The 22383-nt window shown below is 63.6% G+C and carries 21 protein-coding genes, 1 tRNA gene and 1 pseudogene; 8 read left to right on the forward strand and 15 right to left on the reverse strand.

Annotation, left to right across the window (positions count from 1 at the left end):
- Nucleotides 1-139 precede the first annotated feature (139 nt).
- From IEV62_RS12695 to IEV62_RS12705, 3 genes and pseudogenes are all read right to left on the reverse strand, one after another.
- Nucleotides 140-1206: pseudogene (locus IEV62_RS12695) on the reverse strand (DUF4917 family protein).
- 62 nt (nucleotides 1207-1268) lie between these two features.
- Nucleotides 1269-2681 (reverse strand): DUF6538 domain-containing protein, encoded by a 1413-nt coding sequence (locus tag IEV62_RS12700; RefSeq protein WP_188448042.1) that lies wholly within the window; start codon nucleotides 2679-2681, stop codon nucleotides 1269-1271.
- A 179-nt stretch (nucleotides 2682-2860) separates the two neighbouring features.
- Nucleotides 2861-2947, reverse strand: a tRNA-Leu gene (locus IEV62_RS12705).
- Between the two features lie 136 nt (nucleotides 2948-3083).
- Between IEV62_RS12705 and IEV62_RS12710 the strand changes: the two genes are divergently transcribed.
- From IEV62_RS12710 to IEV62_RS12745, 8 genes are all read left to right on the forward strand, one after another.
- Nucleotides 3084-4016, forward strand: a complete 933-nt coding sequence (locus IEV62_RS12710) for a complex I NDUFA9 subunit family protein (protein ID WP_188448044.1) — start codon at nucleotides 3084-3086, stop codon at nucleotides 4014-4016.
- A gap of 23 nt (nucleotides 4017-4039) precedes the next feature.
- Nucleotides 4040-4849 (forward strand): undecaprenyl-diphosphate phosphatase, encoded by an 810-nt coding sequence (locus IEV62_RS12715; protein WP_188448046.1) that lies wholly within the window; start codon nucleotides 4040-4042, stop codon nucleotides 4847-4849.
- A gap of 156 nt (nucleotides 4850-5005) precedes the next feature.
- Nucleotides 5006-6448, forward strand: coding sequence for an NAD(P)-dependent oxidoreductase (locus IEV62_RS12720; protein ID WP_188448048.1), 1443 nt, complete (start codon nucleotides 5006-5008; stop codon nucleotides 6446-6448).
- Entirely contained in the window at nucleotides 6445-6741 is a 297-nt protein-coding gene (locus tag IEV62_RS12725; protein WP_188448050.1) for a nucleotidyltransferase domain-containing protein, read from the forward strand. Before IEV62_RS12720 ends, IEV62_RS12725 begins: the two co-directional genes overlap by 4 nt.
- Nucleotides 6738-7217: a hypothetical protein gene (locus tag IEV62_RS12730; protein WP_188448052.1), complete on the forward strand. Its 480-nt coding sequence runs from the start codon at nucleotides 6738-6740 to the stop codon at nucleotides 7215-7217. The genes IEV62_RS12725 and IEV62_RS12730 overlap by 4 nt, the downstream gene beginning before the upstream one ends.
- Complete coding sequence (gltB, locus tag IEV62_RS12735; RefSeq protein ID WP_188448054.1) at nucleotides 7214-11725, forward strand: glutamate synthase large subunit; 4512 nt, start codon at nucleotides 7214-7216, stop codon at nucleotides 11723-11725. Before IEV62_RS12730 ends, gltB begins: the two co-directional genes overlap by 4 nt.
- 77 nt (nucleotides 11726-11802) lie before the next feature.
- Nucleotides 11803-12474 carry a glutathione S-transferase family protein gene (locus IEV62_RS12740; RefSeq protein ID WP_188448056.1) on the forward strand — a complete coding sequence of 224 codons (672 nt, stop codon included), beginning with the start codon at nucleotides 11803-11805 and terminating at the stop codon, nucleotides 12472-12474.
- A 12-nt stretch (nucleotides 12475-12486) separates the two neighbouring features.
- Nucleotides 12487-12858 (forward strand): tRNA-binding protein, encoded by a 372-nt coding sequence (locus tag IEV62_RS12745; RefSeq protein WP_188448058.1) that lies wholly within the window; start codon nucleotides 12487-12489, stop codon nucleotides 12856-12858.
- Here IEV62_RS12745 and IEV62_RS12750 read toward each other — a convergent pair.
- The 12 genes from IEV62_RS12750 to IEV62_RS12810 all read right to left on the reverse strand — a co-directional run bounded on the left by IEV62_RS12750 (nucleotide 12850) and on the right by IEV62_RS12810 (nucleotide 22371).
- Complete coding sequence (locus tag IEV62_RS12750; RefSeq protein WP_188448060.1) at nucleotides 12850-14322, reverse strand: glycosyltransferase family protein; 1473 nt, start codon at nucleotides 14320-14322, stop codon at nucleotides 12850-12852. The two genes, IEV62_RS12745 and IEV62_RS12750, sit on opposite strands and share 9 nt — an antisense overlap.
- 4 nt (nucleotides 14323-14326) lie before the next feature.
- Nucleotides 14327-14839 (reverse strand): DUF2306 domain-containing protein, encoded by a 513-nt coding sequence (locus IEV62_RS12755; RefSeq protein WP_188448061.1) that lies wholly within the window; start codon nucleotides 14837-14839, stop codon nucleotides 14327-14329.
- 22 nt (nucleotides 14840-14861) lie between these two features.
- Nucleotides 14862-15287 (reverse strand): hypothetical protein, encoded by a 426-nt coding sequence (locus IEV62_RS12760; RefSeq protein WP_188448063.1) that lies wholly within the window; start codon nucleotides 15285-15287, stop codon nucleotides 14862-14864.
- Nucleotides 15288-15301: 14 nt separating this feature from the next.
- Nucleotides 15302-15838 (reverse strand): demethoxyubiquinone hydroxylase family protein, encoded by a 537-nt coding sequence (locus IEV62_RS12765; protein ID WP_188448065.1) that lies wholly within the window; start codon nucleotides 15836-15838, stop codon nucleotides 15302-15304.
- A complete protein-coding gene (locus IEV62_RS12770) occupies nucleotides 15835-16305 on the reverse strand; it encodes a disulfide bond formation protein B (protein ID WP_188448067.1) in 471 nt (156 codons plus the stop codon). The genes IEV62_RS12765 and IEV62_RS12770 overlap by 4 nt, the downstream gene beginning before the upstream one ends.
- Nucleotide 16306: 1 nt before the next feature.
- On the reverse strand, nucleotides 16307-17644 hold the full coding sequence (locus IEV62_RS12775) for a S41 family peptidase (protein WP_188448069.1): 1338 nt from the start codon (nucleotides 17642-17644) through the stop codon (nucleotides 16307-16309).
- A gap of 114 nt (nucleotides 17645-17758) precedes the next feature.
- Nucleotides 17759-18943 carry a murein hydrolase activator EnvC family protein gene (locus IEV62_RS12780; protein ID WP_188448071.1) on the reverse strand — a complete coding sequence of 395 codons (1185 nt, stop codon included), beginning with the start codon at nucleotides 18941-18943 and terminating at the stop codon, nucleotides 17759-17761.
- A 3-nt stretch (nucleotides 18944-18946) separates the two neighbouring features.
- Entirely contained in the window at nucleotides 18947-19369 is a 423-nt protein-coding gene (locus IEV62_RS12785) for a 23S rRNA (pseudouridine(1915)-N(3))-methyltransferase RlmH (protein WP_188448073.1), read from the reverse strand.
- 152 nt (nucleotides 19370-19521) lie between these two features.
- Nucleotides 19522-19923, reverse strand: a complete 402-nt coding sequence (rsfS, locus tag IEV62_RS12790) for a ribosome silencing factor (RefSeq protein ID WP_188448075.1) — start codon at nucleotides 19921-19923, stop codon at nucleotides 19522-19524.
- An 8-nt stretch (nucleotides 19924-19931) separates the two neighbouring features.
- On the reverse strand, nucleotides 19932-20549 hold the full coding sequence (locus IEV62_RS12795; RefSeq protein ID WP_188448077.1) for a nicotinate-nucleotide adenylyltransferase: 618 nt from the start codon (nucleotides 20547-20549) through the stop codon (nucleotides 19932-19934).
- Nucleotides 20546-20854, reverse strand: a complete 309-nt coding sequence (locus IEV62_RS12800; protein ID WP_188448079.1) for a type II toxin-antitoxin system RelE/ParE family toxin — start codon at nucleotides 20852-20854, stop codon at nucleotides 20546-20548. Before IEV62_RS12800 ends, IEV62_RS12795 begins: the two co-directional genes overlap by 4 nt.
- A gap of 257 nt (nucleotides 20855-21111) precedes the next feature.
- Nucleotides 21112-22371 (reverse strand): glutamate-5-semialdehyde dehydrogenase, encoded by a 1260-nt coding sequence (locus IEV62_RS12810; protein ID WP_188448084.1) that lies wholly within the window; start codon nucleotides 22369-22371, stop codon nucleotides 21112-21114.
- Nucleotides 22372-22383 lie beyond the last annotated feature (12 nt).

The following is a 22383-nucleotide window of genomic DNA, read 5'->3' on the forward strand; positions in this document are numbered from 1 at the left end:
GGTCCTCAAAGCGTATTTGCTACGACAAACTGCTACGGAAAAATGGCTTATCTTCAGGCCGAAAGTCCCCAAAAACCGTCGTTAATGGGGGCCGTGTTTGCTACGCCGGTGAACGATGATCGTCCAAAATAAACGCCGCTTATGGCCCCCAAACATTCGCCGACTCCGCATCGTAGAACGAGACCTCAAGCGGCCACTTCACCTGTCGCAAGTTTGAAAGGGCTTCTGCACGCGCCATGATTGCCTCGTTCACAGGGTGTAGGGGGTCGCCGAATATCCCGACATACAGCTTCTTGAAACGTCCTCGGCCGATACGAGTAAGGATGTGGTCGTCATTTTCTGCCAGCGAATGACCAAAGATGAAGAGGCAGTGCCTACCCTGCTGGACGTTGGCGGTGAACTGCTTGAAGCCCTGATAAAGGTAGGCGTTGTGCCGGATTTTTGTTTTTTTTGGCCACTTGTACCCTCGGCGACAAACAATGGGAATGCACCGTTATTTAAGGCGCTTCTGGCTTGTTCAATCAACGGGACACCTTTGCGAACCCAAGTGTATTTGAGAAGCTCCTTACCAGAGTCGAACAGATGCAGCGCTCCATGCAAGAATATCACGCACGCACTATGGGCGTTAGTTTCACCTTGCCACACGACATATTCCGCGTCTGGCGCATCTTCATCGTTGCCGAACCCGTGGCTTATCGACAAATTGATCGGATTTTCAAAAGGCATGTCATCGTGCATCAATGCCCAATAAAGTAGCAAGTCATAGTTCAAAGTAAAAACACAACCTCCCTTCTCCCCTGCAAGAAAGTGCGCGAGAAATCGACGGCATGCCCAAAACCTGTCGTGAGGTATATCCGAAGGAATATGTGGATGGTTTCCAGCGATTGTTTGCACCAAAATCTCTTTTAGGGCAGCCGCATGTTCGATCATTTTGGCGACCGACGCAGCATCGTGGGGCGCATAAGCAGGGAGGATACCTGCCGCATTTTCCAGAGCGCGGATAGCTGCCTCGAAATCTTGGGTGCCCAACGCTTCGAAGACCGCGACCACCTCGGGCACTGCCGCAAAGTCAGCTTGGGCGAACAACGAGCCATAGTGAAAAATGTCGGCTCGGCACGCGATGCTGAAACCGTTCCCCAGTAGCAGATGCCGCTTGGAAAACTGGTCCGAATCTAAAACCGCGTCGGCAAATGTTGAAAGAGCCATTGAAAACTCGCTGTCGGTCGATAGTTAGCAGTATGGTGCACTCTCCCCTTGCTTAGTCAATGTTAGGCGCGTCGATCGACGACCCCATTATCAGAGCCCATACATAAATGGTGGAGATCGATGTGGCCGAATGAGAGCTTCCTCACCGACTCGTTAAGTGTTTCTACCCGATAGCCACTGCCATAGTTTTCATGGACTGCGCTTCTTGATGACCCCGATGTCCATCCGCCCAAAAATAGAGCGATGTCGTGATCGATTCGCGCGGCGCGTAGCTCGTCTCGGAAGTTATGCCGAAACGAGTGGAACGAAGTGCGGCTTCGTTGTGCGCCGCATGCCCGTAGGAATTGGGTGAACCATTTGCTGAAAGCGACCGGTCGCGAGCCAGTTGAGCCCGTCTCGATATCGTCGAAGAGCTTCTTCTCGCCCGCGTTCCGTTTTGCGTTAGCAAAGTGAAGTAGCCCGCAATCAATGAGTATTGGATGGACCGGAATCATCCGGTCGCTGGCGGTGGTCTTCAAATGCTTGTCGGTGCTCCCGACCAGCGACTCAAGGCTAACAACGATACAATCGACACCATCGACAGTGCGGATGTCAGTCGCATCAAGCTGGCAGATTTCGCCAAGCCGCGCGCCGGTGAACAAAGCGATCAGCGGCACCCAGAACCGCGCCATGCGCGGGCGCTGATTGCCGACCTTATTGTAGCCCCGCTCCCCGTCGATGCAGCCGCGATAGAGGGGCGCGTTGAAGATGGCATCAAGCTGCGCGCGAGCGAAAGGTAGGCGCTTGTCGCGCTTGTTAATGGGGTCAGGCAGACGAAGCCCGCGAGCCGGGTTACGCGTGAGCAGTTCCTCATTGACCGCCCAGTTGAAGAAACTGCTCATGTTCGAAATGAGCGAGTTGGCGTTCGCTGCGCTGATGATCTTGATGTCGCCGCGTACGCGCGCCCGATCCGCCGCTTCGCGGGGCGAGAGCTTCGGGAATAGCTTGCCCGCGTTGGCAGGGAGGAAACGCAGAACGTCCAGCAGATCACGGCAGTGCGCGCGAGAGAGCGATGCGATGGGAACTGCCTCACCGATCACCGCGATCGCCAGCTTCCGACTCGTCTCATATGCCTCCCGCGTGCTGGCGGTCCAAGCGCGGGTCGGATCGTCGATATAGTTGTCATATGCCTCGGCGAGCGTGAGGGGCCGATCGGGCTGAAAGATAGCAACGGCTGGAGGCGATATCGGGATCGGGCGCTCGGCAGAATCGTCTTTATACGGTCGGATAAGCGTCGCATCGATCGGCAAACCCGCCATTGCCCGAATGTGCTCAATTTCTGTTTCGATCCGTGCGACGACGCCCGGCAATCTGCGCAGGGCGATGGCGAGGCTGTCGGTCCCCAGCGAGCGCCAGATTTCTATCCGAGTGAACAGTGGCTGAGCATCAACCGGGACGGTGTGCCGATAATAAAGCGTGCGGCCTCGTCGAAACACGCCCTTGGGCCAATCTCGTAGCAGGTTCCCGTAGCAAACACGGCCCCCATTAACGACGGTTTTTGGGGACTTTCGGCCTGAAGATAAGCCATTTTTCCGTAGCAGTTTGTCGTAGCAAATACGCTTTGAGGACCGTCGAGACGACGATTTCGTAGCATTTTCAACGGTTTCTGTAGTGCTGGTGCCCGGAAGAGGACTCGAACCTCCACGCCCTTGCGAGCGCCAGCACCTGAAGCTGGTGCGTCTACCAATTCCGCCATCCGGGCACAAAAGTCGTCAAGCCCAAGAGCTTTAAACATCAGGTAGGGGGCGGCCCTTAGGGCGGCTGACTTGGCCTTGTCAACCAAGGGCGTGCTGGGGCAAGGGTCGGCGACCGGGATTTGCCCCCAAGGACATGCGCACATGACGGACACATTGGTTACGCTGATTGGCGGCGGGGGGTTCCTCGGGCGCTATGTCGCGCAGGTGCTGTTGGAAGGCGGCGCGCGGGTAAGGATCGCGCAACGCGATCCGCGGCGGGCGTTTTTCCTCAAACCCTTGGGCGGACTCGGCCAGACGCAATTCGTGGCGGCCGACATTTCCAAGCCCGAATCGATCGCGCATGCCGTCGCGGGGTCGGATGCAGTGGTCAATCTGGTCGGCATCCTCAACGGCAATTTTCAGAAGGTGCAAGTCGAGGGCGCGCGAATCGTCGCCGAGGCAGCAGCGCAGGCCGGAGTCGCTGCATTCGTCCATGTTTCCGCAATCGGGGCGGATGCGGCGTCCGCTTCGGCCTATGGCCGCTCAAAGGGCGAGGGCGAGGCGGCAGTGCGCGCGGCGTTTGCTGCGGCAACGATCCTGCGGCCTTCGATCGTGTTCGGGCGCGAAGATCAATTCGTCAATCGCTTCGCCGCGATGATCGCCAGCGCCCCGATCGTGCCCGTGTTGCGCGCCGGCACCAAGTTCCAGCCGGTCTATGTCGGCGATGTCGCGCAGGCGGTGGCGGCGGCGCTGGCAAACCCCGATTTGGCAGCAGGCAAGACGCTCGAGCTCGGCGGCCCGGATATCGTGTCGATGGGCGCGCTGGTCCGCTGGATCGCCAAGGCAACGGGGCGCAAGCGGGCGATCGTCGAACTGCCTGACGCGATCGGCGCGGCGATTGCCACCTTGGGCTTCCTGCCCGGTGCGCCGATCACGACCGACCAGTGGAAGATGTTGGCAAACGACAATGTCGTCACGGGCAGCGATGGGCTAAAGGCGCTGGGTATCACACCGACGCCGCTCGACGCCGTGGCGGCGGGCTGGCTCGTGCGTTACCGCAAGGGCGGTCGCTTCGCAGCACCGACGGCCACGTGAACGCGGCTCGATAGGGGAATTTCGTGACCGATATTATCAACATCATTCTGCTCGGCATTGTCGAGGGAGTGACCGAATTCCTGCCGGTGTCCTCGACCGGTCACCTTATCCTGGCGACCAAATTGCTCGGCTACGATGCCGAGAAATGGGCAGTATTTAACATCGTGATCCAATTGGGCGCGATTCTCGCGATCGTCGTTCTGTATTGGCGGACGTTCTGGGCGGTCGGGCTGGGGCTGTTGAAGCGCGATCCGGTGTCGATCCGCTTCGTGCGCAACGTGCTCGTCGCGTTCGTGCCGGCGGCCGTGATTGGTCTCGCAATCCACAAGCAGATCGAAGCGTTGCTCGGCAATGCCGAAGTGGTGTCGATCGCGTTGATCGTGGGCGGCTTCGCGATCATCGCGGTCGAGCGGTTCGCGCCCAAGAGCGATATCGTCGGCGTGGCGGAGATTCCTCTCGGCAAAGTGGTCGGCATCGGTTTCCTGCAATGCCTGGCGATGGTGCCGGGCGTCAGCCGATCGGGTGCGACGATCCTCGGCGCGCTGGCGCTCGGGGTCGAGCGGCGGACGGCGGCGGAATTCAGCTTTTTCCTCGCAATCCCGACGATGCTCGGCGCGACGACGCTCGAACTGGTCAAGAATCGCGACGCGTTGATGAGCGGTGTCGGCGTGGGGTTCGGGGCGATCGCGCTGGGATTCGTCGTCGCGTTCGTGGTTGCCGTAATCGTGGTGCGCGGGTTCATCGGGATCGTTACCCGCTTCGGCTTCGTCCCCTTTGCCTGGTATCGCATCGTCGCGGGCAGCGCGGCGCTGATCTGGCTCTTCACGCTATAGGTCCGATACGGTCCTGCTATTGGAAAAGATCGGTCGGTTTATCGGCTCGATCTAGCGACACTCTGCTTAATAGGACATAACTCCTGTCCTATTAAGCGTTTTCTGCGTGACAGCACAGGTATGTCGCGCTATCCGCCGCACTCGAAGGGGTGCACCATGGCCGACACGTCGCTGTTGAAGTTCGTCGATCGCGATCAAGCCTATCCGGCGAAGCGCGAGCCCGAGATCCGTGCCGAGGATTTCCGTGAGATCGCCGATCGCTATGCGATGCCCGATGCCGAGGATCAGGCCGGGCGCTGTTCGCAATGCGGCGTGCCGTATTGCTCGGTGCATTGCCCGCTGCACAACCATATCCCTGACTGGCTGCGGCTGACCGCAGAAGGGCGGCTGCGCGAGGCGTACGAGCTCAGCAACGCCACCTCGACCATGCCCGAGATTTGTGGGCGCATCTGTCCGCAGGACCGGCTGTGCGAAGGCAATTGCGTGATCGAGTTTTCCGGCCATGGCGCGGTTACGATCGGCGCGGTCGAGAAGTTCATCACCGATACCGCGTGGGAAGAAGGCTGGGTCGAGCCGCTCGTGCCGGGCGCCGCGCGCGGACAATCGGTCGCGGTGATTGGCGCGGGGCCGGCGGGCCTCAGCGCGGCGGAATATCTGCGCGTCAACGGTTATGACGTCCACATCTACGACCGTTATGATCGCGCGGGCGGTCTGCTGACCTACGGCATCCCCGGCTTCAAGCTCGAGAAGCCCGTGGTGATGCGCCGCGTCGAGCGGTTGAAGGCGGGCGGGATCGTGTTTCACGAAAGCTTCGAAGTCGGGCGCGACGCGAGCATGGACGAGCTGCGCCAACGCCACGACGCAGTGCTGATCGCGACCGGCGTGTACCGCGCGCGCGCCATCAAGGCCCCCGGCGTTGAGGCGGATGGCGTGGTCGATGCGCTCGCATTCCTAACCGCGTCCAACCGCAAGGGCTTTGGCGACGCCGTCCCCGCGTTCGATGATGGCAGCCTGAATGCGGCGGGCAAGCATGTCGTGGTGATCGGCGGCGGCGATACCGCGATGGATTGCGTCCGCACCGCGGTGCGCCAGGGTGCCGCCTCGGTAAAATGCCTCTACCGCCGCGACCGCGCCAACATGCCGGGTTCGCAACGCGAAGTGACCAATGCCGAGGAGGAAGGCGTCGAGTTCGTCTGGCTCTCCGCGCCCGAGAGCTTCGTCGGCGGCGAGACCGTGACGGGCGTCAAGGCGAGCGCGATGCGGCTCGGCGCGCCCGACGCGAGCGGCCGCCGCGCGCCCGAGATCGATCCGGCCGGCGGGTTCGACATCCCCGCCGATCTGGTGATCAAGGCGCTCGGCTTTGATGCCGAGGATCTGCCAACGCTGTTCGGCGCACGCGAGCTTGGCGTGACGCGCTGGGGCACCGTGCTGGTCGACAACAAGACGCTGATGACCAGCCTCGACGGCGTGTTCGCGGCGGGCGACATCGTGCGCGGTGCGTCGCTGGTAGTGTGGGCGATCCGCGACGGGCGTGATGTCGCGGCGAGCATGCACAAATATCTGAAGGCGAAGGCGAGCGCGGGGAGGAAAGCGGCGTGAGGCTTTCAAGCGATCAGATTTCGGCGATCAAGGTCGCCGCCGCATGCGCATTTGGAGCGGACGCGGTCGTCCGCCTGTTCGGCAGCCGCGCAGACGATGCCCGACGGGGTGGCGATATCGACCTACACATCGAGGCGTCCCCCGAAATGGCCGATGTCGATCATGAGGTGCAGTTCCGAACACTGATCTGGAAAGCGCTGGACGAAGAGCAGATTGACATTGTCGTGCATGCGCGCGGTGCCGACCCTCAATGGATTGACCGCGCTGCGTTGCGCGATGGACTCATATTGTGAACCCGGACGAAGTATCAGAAGCCACCACTGAGGCCGCTCAAGCCGCCGAACACCTGGCCGCCCATCTCGATCGGTTGATCGATCGGATGCGGCATTTACTGCCCGTCGATCCCGCCGATCTGCAGAATTGGGGAGACGATCCATGGGAGCGACTGCACGCTTTGTTGCGAATGTTCGAACAACTTTACGATTTGACGAGCCGGAAGCTATTTCGAGGCTATCTGGTACTTTCGGGGGAGACCGTCGTCGGCCTGTCTGCACGAAACCAGTTCCGTCGGGTTGAAGCGCTGGGTGGTATCGCGAGCGCTGATCGTTGGTTGGAAATCAGCGCAACGCGCAATATTCTCGTCCACGATTACCCAACCAATGTCGCTGCCCGCGCGCAACGCGCCAACCGCGCATGGGCCGATCTTCCGGATCTAATCTCCCAAACCCGCCGGACCATCGCCGCTCTGCGCACGGAACATCTGATATGACCGACCAACGCGCCTATCTCGCCGAACACGGCATGTATCGCCCCGAATTCGAGGGCGATGCCTGCGGCGTCGGCCTCGTCGCCGCAACTGACGGCACGCCGTCGCGCCGTGTCGTGCAATCGGCGATCGATGCGCTGAAGGCCGTGTGGCACCGCGGCGCGGTCGATGCCGACGGCAAGACCGGCGATGGCGCGGGCCTCCACATCGATCTGCCGCTCAAATTCTTCGACGATGCGATCGCCGCCTCGGGCCACAAGCCGCTGCCCAACCGGCTCGCGGTCGGCATGATCTTCCTGCCGCGCACCGATCTCGGCGCACAGGAAGCGTGCCGCACGATCATCGAAAGCGTGATCATCGACGAGGGCTATACCATCTATGGCTGGCGGCAAGTGCCGGTCGATGTCTCGGTGATCGGGCAGAAGGGCCTCGCCACGCGCCCCGAGATCGAGCAAATCATGATCGCCGGCCCCCTGCCCGACGAGGCCAGCGCCGCCGAATTTGAGAAGAACCTCTATCTCGTCCGCCGCCGCATCGAAAAGCGCGTGATCGAAGCGCAAATCCAGGGCTTCTACGTCTGCAGCCTGTCGTGCGTGTCGATCATCTACAAGGGCCTGTTCCTCGCCGAGAGCCTGTCGGTCTTCTATCCCGATTTGTGCGACATGCGCTTCGAAAGCCGCGTCGCGATCTTTCATCAGCGCTATTCGACCAACACCTTCCCGCAATGGTGGCTGGCGCAGCCCTTCCGCTGCCTTGCCCATAATGGCGAAATCAACACGATCCGCGGCAACAAGAATTGGATGCTCAGCCACGAGATCAAAATGGCGAGCCTGTCGTTCGGCGAGCATTCGGAGGACATCAAGCCGGTGATCCCGGCGGGCGCATCCGACACGGCGGCGCTCGATTGCGTGTTCGAGGCGATTTGCCGTTCGGGCCGCGATGCCCCCACCGCCAAGCTGATGCTGGTGCCCGAAGCAATGGCGCCCAACAGCGACATGCCGCCCGAGCATCTCGCGATGTACCAATATCTCGCCTCGGTGATGGAGCCGTGGGACGGCCCCGCCGCGCTCGCGATGACCGATGGCCGCTGGGCCGTCGCCGGCATGGACCGCAATGCGCTGCGTCCCTTGCGCTACGTCCGCACGATCGACGGTTTGCTGATCGTCGGGTCCGAAAGCGGCATGGTCGTCGTCCCTGAATCGACGATCATCGAAAAGGGCCGCTTGGGCCCGGGCGAAATGATCGCGGTCGATCTCGACAAGGGCGAATTGCTCCACGATCGCGCGGTGAAAGACAAAATCGCGGGCGAAGCCGATTATGCCGCGATGATCGGCGCGTTCACCACGATCGCCGATTTGCCGATGCCAACGGGCGAGGTCATCGCGCGGTACGATCGCGCCGAGCTGACGCGTCGCCAGGTCGCCGCCGGGCAGACGATGGAGGATATGGAGCTGATCCTGTCGCCGATGGTCGAAGGGGCCAAGGAAGCGATCGGATCGATGGGCGACGATACCCCGCTCGCCGTCATTTCCGACAAGCCACGCTTGATCAGCCAATTCTTCCGGCAAAATTTCAGCCAGGTCACCAACCCGCCGATCGACCCGTTGCGCGAACGCCATGTCATGTCGCTCCGCACGCGGTTCGGCAATCTCGCCAATATCCTTGACACCGAGGACCGGCGCGATGGCGTGCTGGTGCTCGAATCGCCCGTGCTCGATGGCACCGACTGGGCGCGGCTGAAGACGCATTTCGGCGCGCAGGCGGCCGAAATCGACTGCACCTTTGAGGCCGGTGGCGGCGCGGAAACGTTGCGCGCCGCGATCGCGCGGATCAGGGCCGAAGCGGTGACGGCAGTACGCGAGGGCCGGACCGAATTGTTCCTGACCGACCGCACGATCGGCCCCGACCGGATCGGCATTGCCGGCGTGCTCGCGGCAGCGGCCGTGCATACGCATCTCGTGCGGATGGGCTTGCGCTCCTACGCCAGCATCAACATCCAGACCGCCGAATGCCTCGACACGCATTATTATGCGGTGCTGATCGGCGTCGGCGCGACGACGGTCCATGCCTATCTGGCCGAGGCATCGATCGCCGACCGCCAGGCGCGTGGGCTGTTCGGCGATCTGACGCTCGACCAGTGTCTCGCGCGGCATCGCACCGCGGTCGAAGAGGGGTTGCTCAAGATCATCTCGAAAATGGGGATCGCGGTGATCTCGTCGTATCGCGGCGGCTATAATTTCGAGGCGGTGGGTTTGAGCCGGGCGCTGGTCAACGATCTGTTCCCCGGCATGCCCGCGAAGATTTCGGGCGAGGGCTATGCCTCGCTCCACCTCAACGCGCAATTGCGCCACGACAAGGCGTTTGACGAGGGCGTTGCGACGCTGCCGATCGGCGGTTTCTATCGCCAGCGCCACACCGGCGAGACGCACGCTTACTCGGCGCAATTGATGCACTTGCTGCAAAATGCGGTCGCGACCGATTCCTACTCGACCTATCTGCAATTCTCGCGCGGGGTGGAAAGCCTGCCGCCGGTCTATCTGCGCGATTTGCTACAGTTCAATTTCCCGGCGGAGGGCGTCGCGGTCGATCAGGTCGAGGCGATCACCGAGATCCGCAAGCGCTTCGTGACGCCGGGCATGTCGTTGGGCGCGCTCAGCCCCGAAGCGCATGAGACGCTCGCCATCGCGATGAACCGGATCGGCGCGAAGGCCGTGTCGGGCGAAGGCGGCGAGGACAGCGCGCGCTATCACCCCTATCCAAACGGCGACAACGCCAATTCGGCCGTGAAGCAAATCGCGAGCGGGCGTTTCGGTGTGACGGCGGAATATCTCAACGCTTGCGACGAGATCGAGATCAAGGTCGCGCAAGGGGCCAAGCCCGGTGAGGGCGGGCAATTGCCCGGCTTCAAGGTGACCGAATTCATCGCGAAGCTGCGCCACGCCACCCCCGGCGTGACGCTGATCTCCCCACCGCCGCACCACGACATTTATTCGATCGAGGATCTGGCGCAGCTCATTTACGATCTGAAGCAGATCAACCCGATCGCGCGGGTGTGCGTCAAACTCGTCTCCTCGGCCGGGATCGGCACCGTCGCGGCGGGCGTCGCCAAGGCGCATGCCGACGTGATCCTGATCGCCGGCCATGTCGGCGGCACGGGCGCGTCCCCGCAGACCAGCATCAAATATGCCGGCACACCGTGGGAAATGGGGCTTTCGGAGGTCAACCAGACGTTGACGCTCAACGGCCTGCGCGGGCGGATCAAGCTGCGCACCGATGGCGGGCTCAAGACCGGACGCGACATCGTCATTGCCGCCATCCTCGGGGCCGAAGAATTCGGCATCGGCACGCTCAGCCTCGTCGCGATGGGCTGCATCATGGTCCGCCAATGCCATTCGAACACGTGCCCGGTCGGGGTCTGCACGCAGGATGAGAAGCTCCGCGCCAAATTCAGCGGATCCCCCGAAAAGGTCATCAATCTGATGACCTTCATCGCCGAAGAAGTCCGCGACATCCTCGCCCGGCTCGGCTTCCGCAGCCTTGACGAAGTGATCGGTCGCACCGAATTGCTCCGCCAGGTCAGCCGCGGCGCGGAGCATCTCGACGATCTCGACTTGAACCCGATCCTCGCCAAGGTCGACGCGCCCGACGATCAGCGCCGCTTCAGCCTGACCGGGCGGCGCAACGAAGTCCCCGACAGCCTCGATGCGCAGATCCTCAAGGATGCCGCTGCGGTGTTCAGCCGGCGCGAGAAGATGCAGCTGACCTATTCGGTGCGCAACACGCACCGCGCGGTCGGCACGCGCCTGTCGAGCGAGATCACGCGCACTTTCGGCATGTCGGCGCTGGCGGACGGGCACGTCCATGTCCGGCTGCGCGGATCGGCGGGGCAATCGCTCGGCGCCTTCCTGTGCAAGGGCATTACGCTCGAAGTGTTCGGCGACGCCAATGACTATGTCGGCAAGGGCCTGTCCGGTGGCATCATCGCGGTGCGCCCGGTCGTCTCCTCCCCGCTCGCGAGCCAGGACAATACGATCATCGGCAACACCGTGCTGTACGGCGCAACCTCGGGCAGCCTTTATGCCGCTGGCCAGGCCGGCGAACGTTTCGCGGTGCGCAATTCGGGCGCGAGCGTCGTGGTCGAAGGCTGCGGCGCCAATGGCTGCGAATATATGACCGGCGGCATCGCGGTCGTACTCGGTACGGTCGGCGCGAATTTCGGCGCTGGCATGACCGGGGGGATGGCGTTCGTCTATGATCCCGAAGGCCGCTTCCCGCGCCGCGCGAACCCAGAGAACATCACGTGGAACCGGCTGTCCTCGCTGCATTGGGAAGCGACTTTGCTCGGTCTGGTGCGCGCGCATCACGCAGCGACCGATTCGAAATGGTCGGGTGCTTTGCTCGACGATTGGGGCCGCGTGGTCGAGCATTTCTGGCAAGTTGTGCCGAAGGAAATGCTGACGCGGTTGAGCCACCCGCTCGATGACCAGTTGGAGCAAATCGCGGCGGAGTGAGCGCCTACGCGCGGATAATCGGCGACGGCGCGTCACCGCGTCTTCCGTCTGGTGTCCGACGGGGCTAACGTCGCGCAATGTGGCAACTCCATCAATTCGCGCTCTGTCCCTTTTCACGCAAAGTCCGCCTTTTGCTCGGCGAAAAGGGCGTGGGGTGCGAACTCGTGCGCGAATATCCGTGGGAGCAGCGCGACGAATTCCTCGACATGAACCCGGCGGGGCAAGTGCCGGTGATGACCGACGCCGCACGCAGCCTGCGGCTGATGGATTCGATGGCGATTTGCGAATATCTTGAGGAAACTGTCGATAAGAATGCGATGATCAGCGGCACCGCGGTCAACCGCGCCGAAATCCGGCGGCTGGTCGCGTGGTTCGACACACAATTCTTTGCCGATATCGTCGCACCGTTGCTGCACGAGCGGATGGAGAAAAGGATCGTCACCAAGGCACCGCCCGATTCAAACAAGCTGCGTGCGGCGATGAAGGCGGCAGTACGCCACCTCGAATATACCGATTTTCTGCTCGACCGGCACAATTGGATGGCGGGCGCGACGATGAGCCTCGCCGATCTGGCTGCCGCCGCACAGATTTCGGTCGCGGATTATCTCGGCGGGATCGACTGGAAGCACCACGAGCAGACCGCGAAATGGTATCGGGGGTTCAAGAGCCGCCCGAGCTTCCGTCCCTTATTGTCGGAACGGATGGAGGGGATCGTTCCGCCCAAACATTATGACGATGTCGATTTTTGACGGGGTGGGCCGATGCACGCGACGCATGATCCCGCCGCCGAAGCGGCCCCGCTGATCGGCTTCGACGATTTCCTGAAGGTCGACATCCGCGTCGGCACGATCATCGAGGCACTACCCTTTCCCGAAGCGCGCAAACCCGCCTACCGGCTGCTGATCGATTTCGGCCCGGTGATCGGCATCAAGAAATCCTCGGCGCAGATCACCGCGCACTATACGATCGCGGAATTGCCTGGGCGGCAGGTCGCCGCGGTCGTCAATTTTCCGCCGCGCCAGATCGGGAAAATGATGTCCGAAGTGCTGACGCTCGGTTTTCCCGATGCGGCGGGCGAGGTGGTGCTGATCGAGCCGAACCGGTCGGTGCCCAATGGCGGGCGGCTATTCTGAGCGGAGACGATCGGCCCGCCGCGTCCACCACAGCATCAACCCCAGCAGCGGCAGCGCAATATCGAGATACAGCGCAAAGCCCCACCACGGCTGCCACCCCCAATAGAGATTGGGCACCGTATTGAGCTTGGCGTGCGCAAACAGCCCGACAAAATTGCGCGTCCACACCGGGGTGATCATCGTCTCGGGCGCGAAGATATCGGTCGCGGCCACCACCAAATTGAGCAGCATCGACGCGCCAAGCAAAGCCGCCGCCGCGACCTTCGCCCCCATCCCCCGGAGCGACGCCCAAAACGGCGCCAGACCAAGCGCAAGGAACGGGATCGCCGGCACCGAATGGCGCGGGCCTACGGATGCGCCCCCGTCCCAATAGGCGTATGACGCGTTGACCGCGAGCACGATCAGAATGACCGACAGCGCCAGCACCCCCAGATCGCGCGTTGCCGGCGCGCGGATCATTCGCGACACGCCGAGCGCGCCGAGCACGAGCACGGGTGCCACCCACAACATCCCGCGCCGCGTGCCGAACAGAATCTCCCACAGGACAGCGGGCTTGGGATAGGTCAGGCCGAACAATCCCTCATTCATCCCGCCAAAGCCGACCACGCCCTGATACCCCGTCATGAACGGCGTCCCGAACGCGAACTGGTTATAGGCGGCGAGCGGCAGGACCGCGACCAGCGCCGTGCCGACCGCGATCAGATACAGCCGCCGCCGCATCGGCCATGCCGCCTCGCGGCTACGCCACAGCGCCCACAGCCCGATCGCGATGCCGCCCAAGGCCGAGGGAAATTCGATCGCCACCGCCCAGCCGAGCGCCGCGCCCGCCATCAGCGGATAGCGCCAGCGCCCGATTTCCCGGTCGCCCGACGTGCCGCGCCAGATCGCCCAGGTCGCCATCAGCAGGAGCGCCGCGACGGGTGCATGGCCGAACAACGTGGTCGACCAGCCCCACACGATCGACCCCAGCGCATATCCCAAGGCGGCGAACAACCCTGCCGCTGGGCTCCCGGTGATGCCAGTGCCGAGATCGAGCAGCAATACCGCCGCAAACGCCGTCAGTAGCGCCGCGCCGAACGCCACGGCGAGCCCGAGGCGCAAGCGCAAGAAATCGGCGAGCTTCGGGTTGGTGATGTCGATCACCTGATCATAGGAATTGCCGCCGGTGATCCAATTGGTCGCCCACACCACGGGTGCCGCCATCAGCGTCACGCCCGGCGCCTTGTCCATGTAATAATGTACGCCGGATTTGCGCGTGAACTGCGCCTTGTCGATCGTCAGGGTTTGATAGCGATCGATCGTCGCCTCGCCGCGCTCGACCAGCGACAGCGCGCCGAACAGCCGGGTCGCGTTGTTGGGATTCAGCTCGAACGACCCGAACCAGACGCACGACAACCATACCAATGCGAACAACAGCAAAGCGACGCCGTGCGGCCCGCGAACAATCCCGTCCTGCTTGGTCATCCGGTCAGGCGAACAGCCACCGGCCGAGCAAGCGCCCGAAAGGCAAGGTGAAGAAGCCCGCGATCAGCAAGGCCCCGGTCACCATCCCGCGCACTTGGCTACGGTGTGCGGCGATCCGGTGGGTGCGCGCGCTCCACCACAGCAACGGGGTGACGATCACGACATAGGCCGAGATGAGATGGATGAAGCTGAAATTGCCATGATTGCTGAAGCGCACGAAGAACGATTCCACCGCGGTCAGGAACATTGCGGCGACCCAGACCCGACCGAGCATGCGATGCGTGGTGTCTCCACGCGGCCGCAGCAGCATCACGGGCGTGAGCGCGAGCGCCGTCATCACCGTGACGAGATGCCCCCAAACGACCAACGGCAATTGTCCCCAGTGCGCAGAGCCCTTGGCGAGCGCGAACAGGATCGTCACGAACAGCAGACCGGCGGCGATCGCCAGAAAGCGTTCATAGCTGTCGGACACCAGCGATTTGGCGGTGGACCGCGTTTGTCGTGCGAGTGTCGCCATGCCGCCCCCTCAGCGCATCAGATCAGGGAACGATCGCCGCATCGACCGCGCGCTGATCGGCCTTGTTTTCCTGTTTCTGCTTTTTGTAAGCGCGGCCAGCCTGAACGAAGCATCCCGTCGCACCGCCCGCCCCAACGTTCGAGCAGCTGCCGATGCCGTCCTGACCGACGCGATCGTTCGCGGACGCCTTGGCCGCCCAGCTTTCGTTTTCCGGGGTCACCTTCAGTTCGCGCAATTCCTTGGGAATGCGGAATTGTTCACCGGGCGGGCGCTTTACGCATACCACAATTTCATTGCCATCGGCATCGGTCGGGCATTTCTGGCTGCCGTAGATGATCAGCGGTGGCGCGGTGACGCCCTGCGCGACGGCGGGTGCTGCGGTCAGCCCGCCAAAAGCCGCCATCGTCGCTGCCACTGCCGTTACGGCCTTTGTCGTCAGGCTTTTCATGATCCCGTCTCCCGTCAAATCCGTTTCGCGGTCGCGATCGCGACCTTACACCCGAGGCGGATCAGGCCGCTCAACACCGGATAGCCCGGCGTGTTTTCTGCCCCCGCCGCCAGCGCGGTCTCGCGATGCTCGACCTCTTCGGCCTGGAAATCGCGGATCGCATCCGACAATTCCGGATCGCTATCGCCTAGCACAACGAGCTGTTCGGCATAATGCTTGTCGATCTCGGTCTCCACCGCAGCCGTACACGCCATCGCCGCCTCTGGCCCAAACGCTGCCGTCACCGCACCGAGTGCGAAGCCTGCGACGTTCCAGATCGGTTGCAGCAGCGTCGGGCGCACGCTGCGCCGCGCCATCATTGCATCGAAAAACGCACGGTGGCGGGCTTCCTGATTGGCCATGCCCGCAATCGCGCGCGCGGCAGGGCTGCGATCGCCCAGCACCGCCAGCTGACCGGCATAGATACGCGTCGCACCATATTCGCCCGCCTGATCGACTCGAACCATCGAATCGGTCAGCCGCTTGGCATCTCCCGGCTTCCATCCACTCATGCGCGTTTCCTCTGCATCAGGGCGAAGATGGCGATTGCACCGCCGATCGAAAAGAGCGCGTTGAACCCGGCAAGCGATATTCCCAACAAACGCCATTGCGCGACGTCGCAGCGCACGATCGGCGCGCTCATGATGCTGTCGAGCGTGACCGGACCCGACATCGTCGAGGTGCATGCGGTGAAGCCCTGCCACCAATGATATTCCACCCCGGCATGGAACACGCCGATCGCGCCGCTAAGCAGGATCGCAACCGCCGCCAGCCCAACCAAAACACCGCGCGCGGGACGCCCCGGCATGACGAAGGCGAGCGCCGCCAAGGCAAGCGCGGCGATATGCGGATAGCGCTGATACCAGCACAGCTCACACGGATAGAGATGCCCGACATATTGCGAGATCAGCGCACCGCCAAGCAGCGCCAGCGGCACGCCTAGCGCGAGCAAGCGCGCCGTATCGAACCGATCGCGCACGCTACTTCGCCGCCACCGCTTGCGGCGCGCCCGACAGACGACCGATCGTCTTCAGCGCATAGCTCAATTGGAAATCGTCCACGCCTTTTGCCTTGAGTTGATCGGCGGTGGCCGCGAAGCGCGGGTCGGGTTTGCCATCCTCTTCGATCGCGGCATTGTCGGCCTTGACCTCATTGATCAAATGACGGCGCAGATCGTCTTCGCGGAACACAGGACGCGACTTGTAATCGGGGTCGGAGATTTGCGGGACGGCGATATCGGGTTCGATCCCACCTTCCTGCACCGATCGGCCCGACGGCGTATAATAACGCGACGTGGTCAGGCGCAGCGCGGCATTGTCGCCGAGATCGATCACGGTCTGCACCGATCCCTTGCCGAACGACCGCTCGCCCATCACCAGCGCGCGGTGATGATCCTGTAGCGCGCCCGCGACGATCTCCGACGCCGACGCGGTCCCCGCGTTGGTCAGCACGATGATCGGCACGCCGTGCGCCAGATCGCCCTTTACATAGGATTCGGCGTAGAATGGCTCGATATCGGCCTTGTCGCGTCCGCGCTGCGAAACGATTTCGCCGCCGGACAGGAAATTGTCGGCGACCGCAATCGATTCGTCGCGCAAGCCGCCGCCATTGTCGCGCAGATCTACGATATAGCCGAGCGGATCATGGCCGAGCTGCTTCTGGATGCCCCTGATCGCCGCCGTCACCGCTTCGCCGGTATGTTCGGAAAAGGCGTTGATGTTGATCACGCCGACGCCGTCCTTGACGCTCCATTTGACCGGCTTCTGCACGATCTTCTCGCGCACCAGCGCGACTTCGATCGGCTTGGGCCGACCGGGACGGAGCAAGGTGAGCGCGATCCGCGTGCCGGGCTCGCCGCGCATCGCGCTGATCGCTTCGTCGAGCGTCTGGCCGAAAATGAGCTTGCCATTGATGTGCGTGATATAGTCGCCCGATTTGATTCCGGCGCGCCAGCCCGGCGAATCCTCCTGCGGCGCGATCACCTTCACTGCGCCGTCTTCCATCGTAACGGTCAGGCCGAGTCCGCCATAGCTGCCGAGAGTCTGGATCCGGAGGTTCTGATAATCGAGCCCGGTTTCATACGCACTGTGCGGATCAAGCGCGGCGAGCATCCCCTCGATCGCACCTTTGACCAGCACCTTATCATCGACCTTGTCGACATATTCGGCCTTCACGCGGTTATACACGTCAAGAAACACCGACATCTCGCGATACGCACCGGTATCGACCGCCGCCATCGCGCTGGTGCCCACGGGGACGATCGCGAGCACCGCAGCGATCGCGGATGCCTGGAGCAGCGAAGTAGTGAAGCGCGACATCGTCGGATACTCGTGACAGCGGGGTGTTGGGCGGGGTGTTTGGCAGACTGTAGCGGGGTTTGTCCGCGGATCAAAGCGCAGGTGGGATGAACGGCGGCTGACGTTCAGCCAGCCTCATCCGACCAGAGCGGTCAGATCGATCGCACGGTCGCGTCGCCGTAGCTCGACCGTGACGCGCGGGTTTGTGCCATTACCCGCTTGGCCGATCGGCGCGCCCTGTACGACCGTATCGCCGATCTGGGTAGAAACCACGGCGAGTCCGGAAACCAGCGACGTCCAGCCGCCACCATGATCGATGATTACGATGCTGCCATACGCGCGGAACGGGCCGGCGAAGGCAATCCGACCAGCGGCGGGCGCGACGATCTCGGCGCTGGCGAGCGGTGCGATCGTGATCCCGCGCGACCGCACGCCCGCATCCGAGACCTCCCCGAGGCCGGTGACGATCTTGCCCTGAACCGGCAGCCGGTATGGCGGCGCAGCGCGCGACCAGGCGATGCGGTCGATCGGCGCGACACTTTCGCCGGGGCGCGGCGGACGCGGAAGGGGGCCGGGGAGCGATTCGAGCGCCTCGCGCGTCGCGGCCTGATTGCCGATCGTCCCCATCAGATCGACGATATCGCGCGCCTTTTCGCCGAGCGCGATCGCGCGGTCGGATTCGAACAAAGCATCGCGCCCGAGCGCGCGCGAGCGCAGGCGGTGTTCCGCCTCAAGCCGGGTGAGCGCGAGCCGCTGCGCCTCAAGCCGGGCACGGCTTTCGGCGAGTGCTGCGGTCGCAACACTGGCCTGTGTCTGGAGCGCGCGGGTGCGCGCGAGATCGGCGCGCACATCGGCGGTGCGCGCGCGGATCACGGGCATCGTGTTGGCGAGCACCGCGCGGACATGGACCAGATCATCGACCGATCCGGGCTGGACCACGCTGATAATCGCGGGGCGTCGCGCCAGCGATTGCAGCGCCGCCATCAACCGCACGACCGGCGCTTGCTTCGCGGCCAGCCGCGCGCGCTGCTCGCCAAGCAAGCGCTCGACGATCGCGATCCGCGCCTGTCCGGCGGCGATATCGGTCTCGGCCTGCTGAACACGGGCGGCAATGGCGGCTTCCTGCGCGCGCGCTTGCTGCGCCTGATCGCGTTCGGCGGCGGCTTGCCGTTCCAGATTGGCCGAGCGAGCCGCTGCAGCCTCGGATTGCGCCTTCGCCTCGGCCAGGCGCGCGCGTTGGTCGTCGGGGGATTGCGCGAGTGCAACGCCCGCGCCAGCCGCGCCGATCGCCATCGCCAAGAGAAGAAGCCGCCCCCGCATGGCTCACCCTTCGCGGTGATACGGATGGTTGGCAAGGATGCTCGTCGCGCGCCACAATTGTTCGGCGAGCATCGCGCGCGCCAGCAAATGCGGCCAGGTCGCCCGCCCGAAGCTGAGCAGCAGGTCGGCCGCGCTACGCTGCGCATCGTCGAAGCCGTCGGCCGCGCCGATCAGGAAGCGCGCCTCGCGCACGCCCGCATCGCGCCACTTTTCGAGAGTCGCGGCGAAATCGCGCGAGGGCAGGACTTGCCCGGTCTCGTCAAGCATGACGATACGGCAGCCCGGCTCAACCGCGGGCATCTTGCCGCCGGTATCGGGCAATTCGGTCAGCTTGTACGGCCAGGACAACCGCTTGACGTAGCGCTCGACCAGTTCCGCCTCGGGCCCACGCCCGATCCGCCCGCGCGCGACGATGTGCAGGAGCATCCCCACCTCCGTTGCGAAGGGACCGTCCCCACGCTTCCCCGGCGAAGGCCGGGGCCTAGTTGCGACGGCTTCGGTCACGAAGCGCCGCGCTCGCCATCTCGCCGCGCGCTGCTGGACCCCGGCCTTCGCGGGGGAAGCGCGGTCGGGAAGCTCTAGTCCCCAAGCACCGGCACGACCGGCGGGGTCGGTGCATCGCCAAACGCCCACATCCGTTCGAGATTGTAGAAGCTGCGCACTTCGGGCCGGAACAGATGGACGATCACGTCCCCGGCATCGAGCAACACCCAATCCGCCGTCGGCAAGCCTTCGATCCGCGAAGGGCGGCCGAACTCGGCCTTGATCTTCTCGGCGAGCTTTTGCGCCATCGAGGCGACCTGCCGGGTCGAGCGACCGCTGGCGATCACCATATAATCGGCGATGCTCGATTTGCCCGCCAGCGGGATCGAAATCGTGTCGACCGCCTGATCGTCGTCGAGCGACGCGAGTACCAGCCGATGGAGCGCCTCGACCGCATCGGGTTCGGACGCGCGATACGCAGGAGAAGATGAGGCCAAGATGATTCCTATTCTGACGGTGGAGACGGAGCGGCTGGCAGGAAATGCCGCTGCCAGGCGGGATCGGCAGCACGAAGCTGTGTCGCGGAGCGCGGGTCGGGGCGGAAGCGCAACAGCACGAGTGCCGGCAATCTCCACTGCGTCCAGTTCTTCGCCTGGTATGCGGGCCGAACTGCGCGCCGCAACCAACCCATCGCGGGAGCCGCGAGAGCCGCCCGTTCATACCCCGGACGCGCGATAACCGCAATCGGAACCTCACGCGCGATCCGCCGCCACCCTTTCCACTGGTCGAACTGCGCCAGATTGTCCGATCCCATCAGCCAGATGAACTGTTTTTTGGGGTAGAGCCGCCGCAATTTGGCGAGAGTGTCGACCGTGTAGCGCGTGCCGAGTCGCTGTTCGATCGCGCTCACCCGGATTGGCGCATGCCGCGCGACTCGGACCGCCGAGGCGAAGCGCGCGGCGAACGGGGCCATGTCGCCGCTCTGCTCCTTGAGCGGATTGCCGGGCGAGACCAGCCACCAGACTTCATCGAGCCCGAGCGCATCGAGCGCGGCGAGACTGATCGCACGGTGCCCGCCATGCGCCGGGTTGAACGACCCGCCGAGAATGCCGATGCGGGTCATGTATCGCGCCAATGTTCGCGATAATGTCGCACGCGTCGAATTTCGATTTCGGCTTGGCGCACGACATAGAAGAGAAGAAACGGCGTTCCGCGGACCCTCCATTTTCGATAGCCCCCGTCGACGGGGGAGCCGATGCTCGGGTTTGACAGAAGCGATGTTGGCCCGTGGTCGATCCGCGCTGCGATGTCGTCAGCAAATGCGGGATCAATCGCATCGTAATAGTCGAGAATATCGAAGATATCGTCGCGGGCCGGAAACGACCATATCACGCGGGTCAAACGGGACGCTTCCGATTCTGCCTCCACCGCTCGACCTCGGCTACCATCTCCTCCTGAGTCAGATAATCCCCGCGGTCGATCGCATCCTCGCCTTCCTTAAGGGACGCCAAAAACGCACTCTCGTCTTCGACATATTTCGTGACCGCTTTGGCAACGAGCCATGCTCGGGAGCGATCATACTGCGTCGCCAGACGACTAAGACCCTCAGCAATATCTGATTCGACTCGTGCGGTGATGACAGCAGTCTTCCTCATGCATCGAATGTATACATCCGATACACCCGGTCAACCCCGCACCTGTCCCGTCCCGAGGCCGACCCATTTGTACGTCGTCAAACCCTCCAGCGCGACAGGGCCGCGGGCGTGGAGGCGGCCAGTGGCAATGCCGATTTCGGCGCCAAGCCCGAACTCGCCGCCATCGGCGAATTGTGTCGAGGCGTTCCACAGGACGATCGCGCTGTCGACTTGGCCAAGGAACCGGGTCGCCACCGCTTCGTCTGCCGCGACGATCGCGTCGGTGTGGTGCGATCCGTGCCGCGCGATATGGGCAATCGCGCCAGCGACGCCGTCGACCAGCGCGGCGCTCGCGATCGCATCGAGATATTCGGTATCCCAATCCGCCTCGGTCGCTTGCGGAAGCGCGTCGGACAGCCCCGGCCCGACACGAACCTCGCAGCCCGCCGCAACCAGCCGGTCGATCAGCGCGTGTGGATCGGGAAAAGCGCGATCGATCAACAGCGTCTCCATCGAGCCGCAAACCCCGGTACGCCGCAATTTAGCGTCGATCACGATTGCCGCCGCCATTGCTGGATCGGCCGAGCCGTCGACATAGACATGGTTGATCCCGTCGAGATGCGCGAGCACGGGCACGCGCGCCTCGCTCTGGACGCGCGCGACGAGGCCCTTGCCGCCACGTGGCACGATCAGGTCGATCGCTCCTGTTCCATTTGATCCGTCGGCGGCCAGCATCGCGCCCACCGCGGCGCGGTCGGTAACCGGCACCCATTGCGCTGCATCGACCGGCACGCCGCCCGCAACGAGGCCCGAAACCATCGCGGCATGGATCGCGCGGTTGCTCTCGATCGCTTCGGACCCGCCGCGCAGGATCACGGCATTGCCCGCCATCACGCCAAGCGCGGCGGCATCGGCGGTGACGTTGGGACGGCTTTCATAGATGATGCCGAGCACCCCGATCGGTACGCGCACGCGGCGCAGGACGAGGCCGTTAGGCCGCGTGGTTTCGTCGATCACCGCGCCGACCGGATCGGCAAGCCCCGCGACCGCAGCAACCCCGTCGGCCATCGCCGCGACGCGCCCGGCATCGAGCTGCAACCGATCGAGCATCGCGCCCGACAGACCCGCCTCCGCCGCCTTTGTCATGTCGACCGCATTGGCCGCCAGGATTACCGGTTCGGCCCCGCGCAGCGCCTCGGCGGCGGCGCGCAGCGCTTGCGCCTTGGTCGCGGTCGACAGCGTCGCGAGCATGCGTGCGGCCGCGCGGGCGCGCGTCGTAAACTCGGCGATCAGGGCGACGGTGTCGGTCATTGCGGGGGCGGT

The sequence above is a fragment of the Sphingomonas psychrolutea genome, from assembly GCF_014636175.1.
Classification (GTDB): Bacteria; Pseudomonadota; Alphaproteobacteria; order Sphingomonadales; family Sphingomonadaceae; genus Sphingomonas; species Sphingomonas psychrolutea.

Bases quoted from the DNA above. Each gene is read 5' to 3' on its own strand.
- IEV62_RS12710 (WP_188448044.1), top strand. From the start codon at position 3,084: ATGACGGACACATTGGTTACGCTGATTGGCGGCGGGGGGTTCCTCGGG.
- IEV62_RS12720 (WP_188448048.1), top strand. From the start codon at position 5,006: ATGGCCGACACGTCGCTGTTGAAGTTCGTCGATCGCGATCAAGCCTAT.
- gltB (WP_188448054.1), top strand. From the start codon at position 7,214: ATGACCGACCAACGCGCCTATCTCGCCGAACACGGCATGTATCGCCCC.
- IEV62_RS12740 (WP_188448056.1), top strand. From the start codon at position 11,803: ATGTGGCAACTCCATCAATTCGCGCTCTGTCCCTTTTCACGCAAAGTC.
- IEV62_RS12745 (WP_188448058.1), top strand. From the start codon at position 12,487: ATGCACGCGACGCATGATCCCGCCGCCGAAGCGGCCCCGCTGATCGGC.
- IEV62_RS12750 (WP_188448060.1), bottom strand. From the start codon at position 14,322: ATGACCAAGCAGGACGGGATTGTTCGCGGGCCGCACGGCGTCGCTTTG.
- IEV62_RS12755 (WP_188448061.1), bottom strand. From the start codon at position 14,839: ATGGCGACACTCGCACGACAAACGCGGTCCACCGCCAAATCGCTGGTG.
- IEV62_RS12760 (WP_188448063.1), bottom strand. From the start codon at position 15,287: ATGAAAAGCCTGACGACAAAGGCCGTAACGGCAGTGGCAGCGACGATG.
- IEV62_RS12765 (WP_188448065.1), bottom strand. From the start codon at position 15,838: ATGAGTGGATGGAAGCCGGGAGATGCCAAGCGGCTGACCGATTCGATG.
- IEV62_RS12775 (WP_188448069.1), bottom strand. From the start codon at position 17,644: ATGTCGCGCTTCACTACTTCGCTGCTCCAGGCATCCGCGATCGCTGCG.
- IEV62_RS12780 (WP_188448071.1), bottom strand. From the start codon at position 18,943: ATGCGGGGGCGGCTTCTTCTCTTGGCGATGGCGATCGGCGCGGCTGGC.
- IEV62_RS12785 (WP_188448073.1), bottom strand. From the start codon at position 19,369: ATGCTCCTGCACATCGTCGCGCGCGGGCGGATCGGGCGTGGGCCCGAG.
- IEV62_RS12795 (WP_188448077.1), bottom strand. From the start codon at position 20,549: ATGACCCGCATCGGCATTCTCGGCGGGTCGTTCAACCCGGCGCATGGC.
- IEV62_RS12810 (WP_188448084.1), bottom strand. From the start codon at position 22,371: ATGACCGACACCGTCGCCCTGATCGCCGAGTTTACGACGCGCGCCCGC.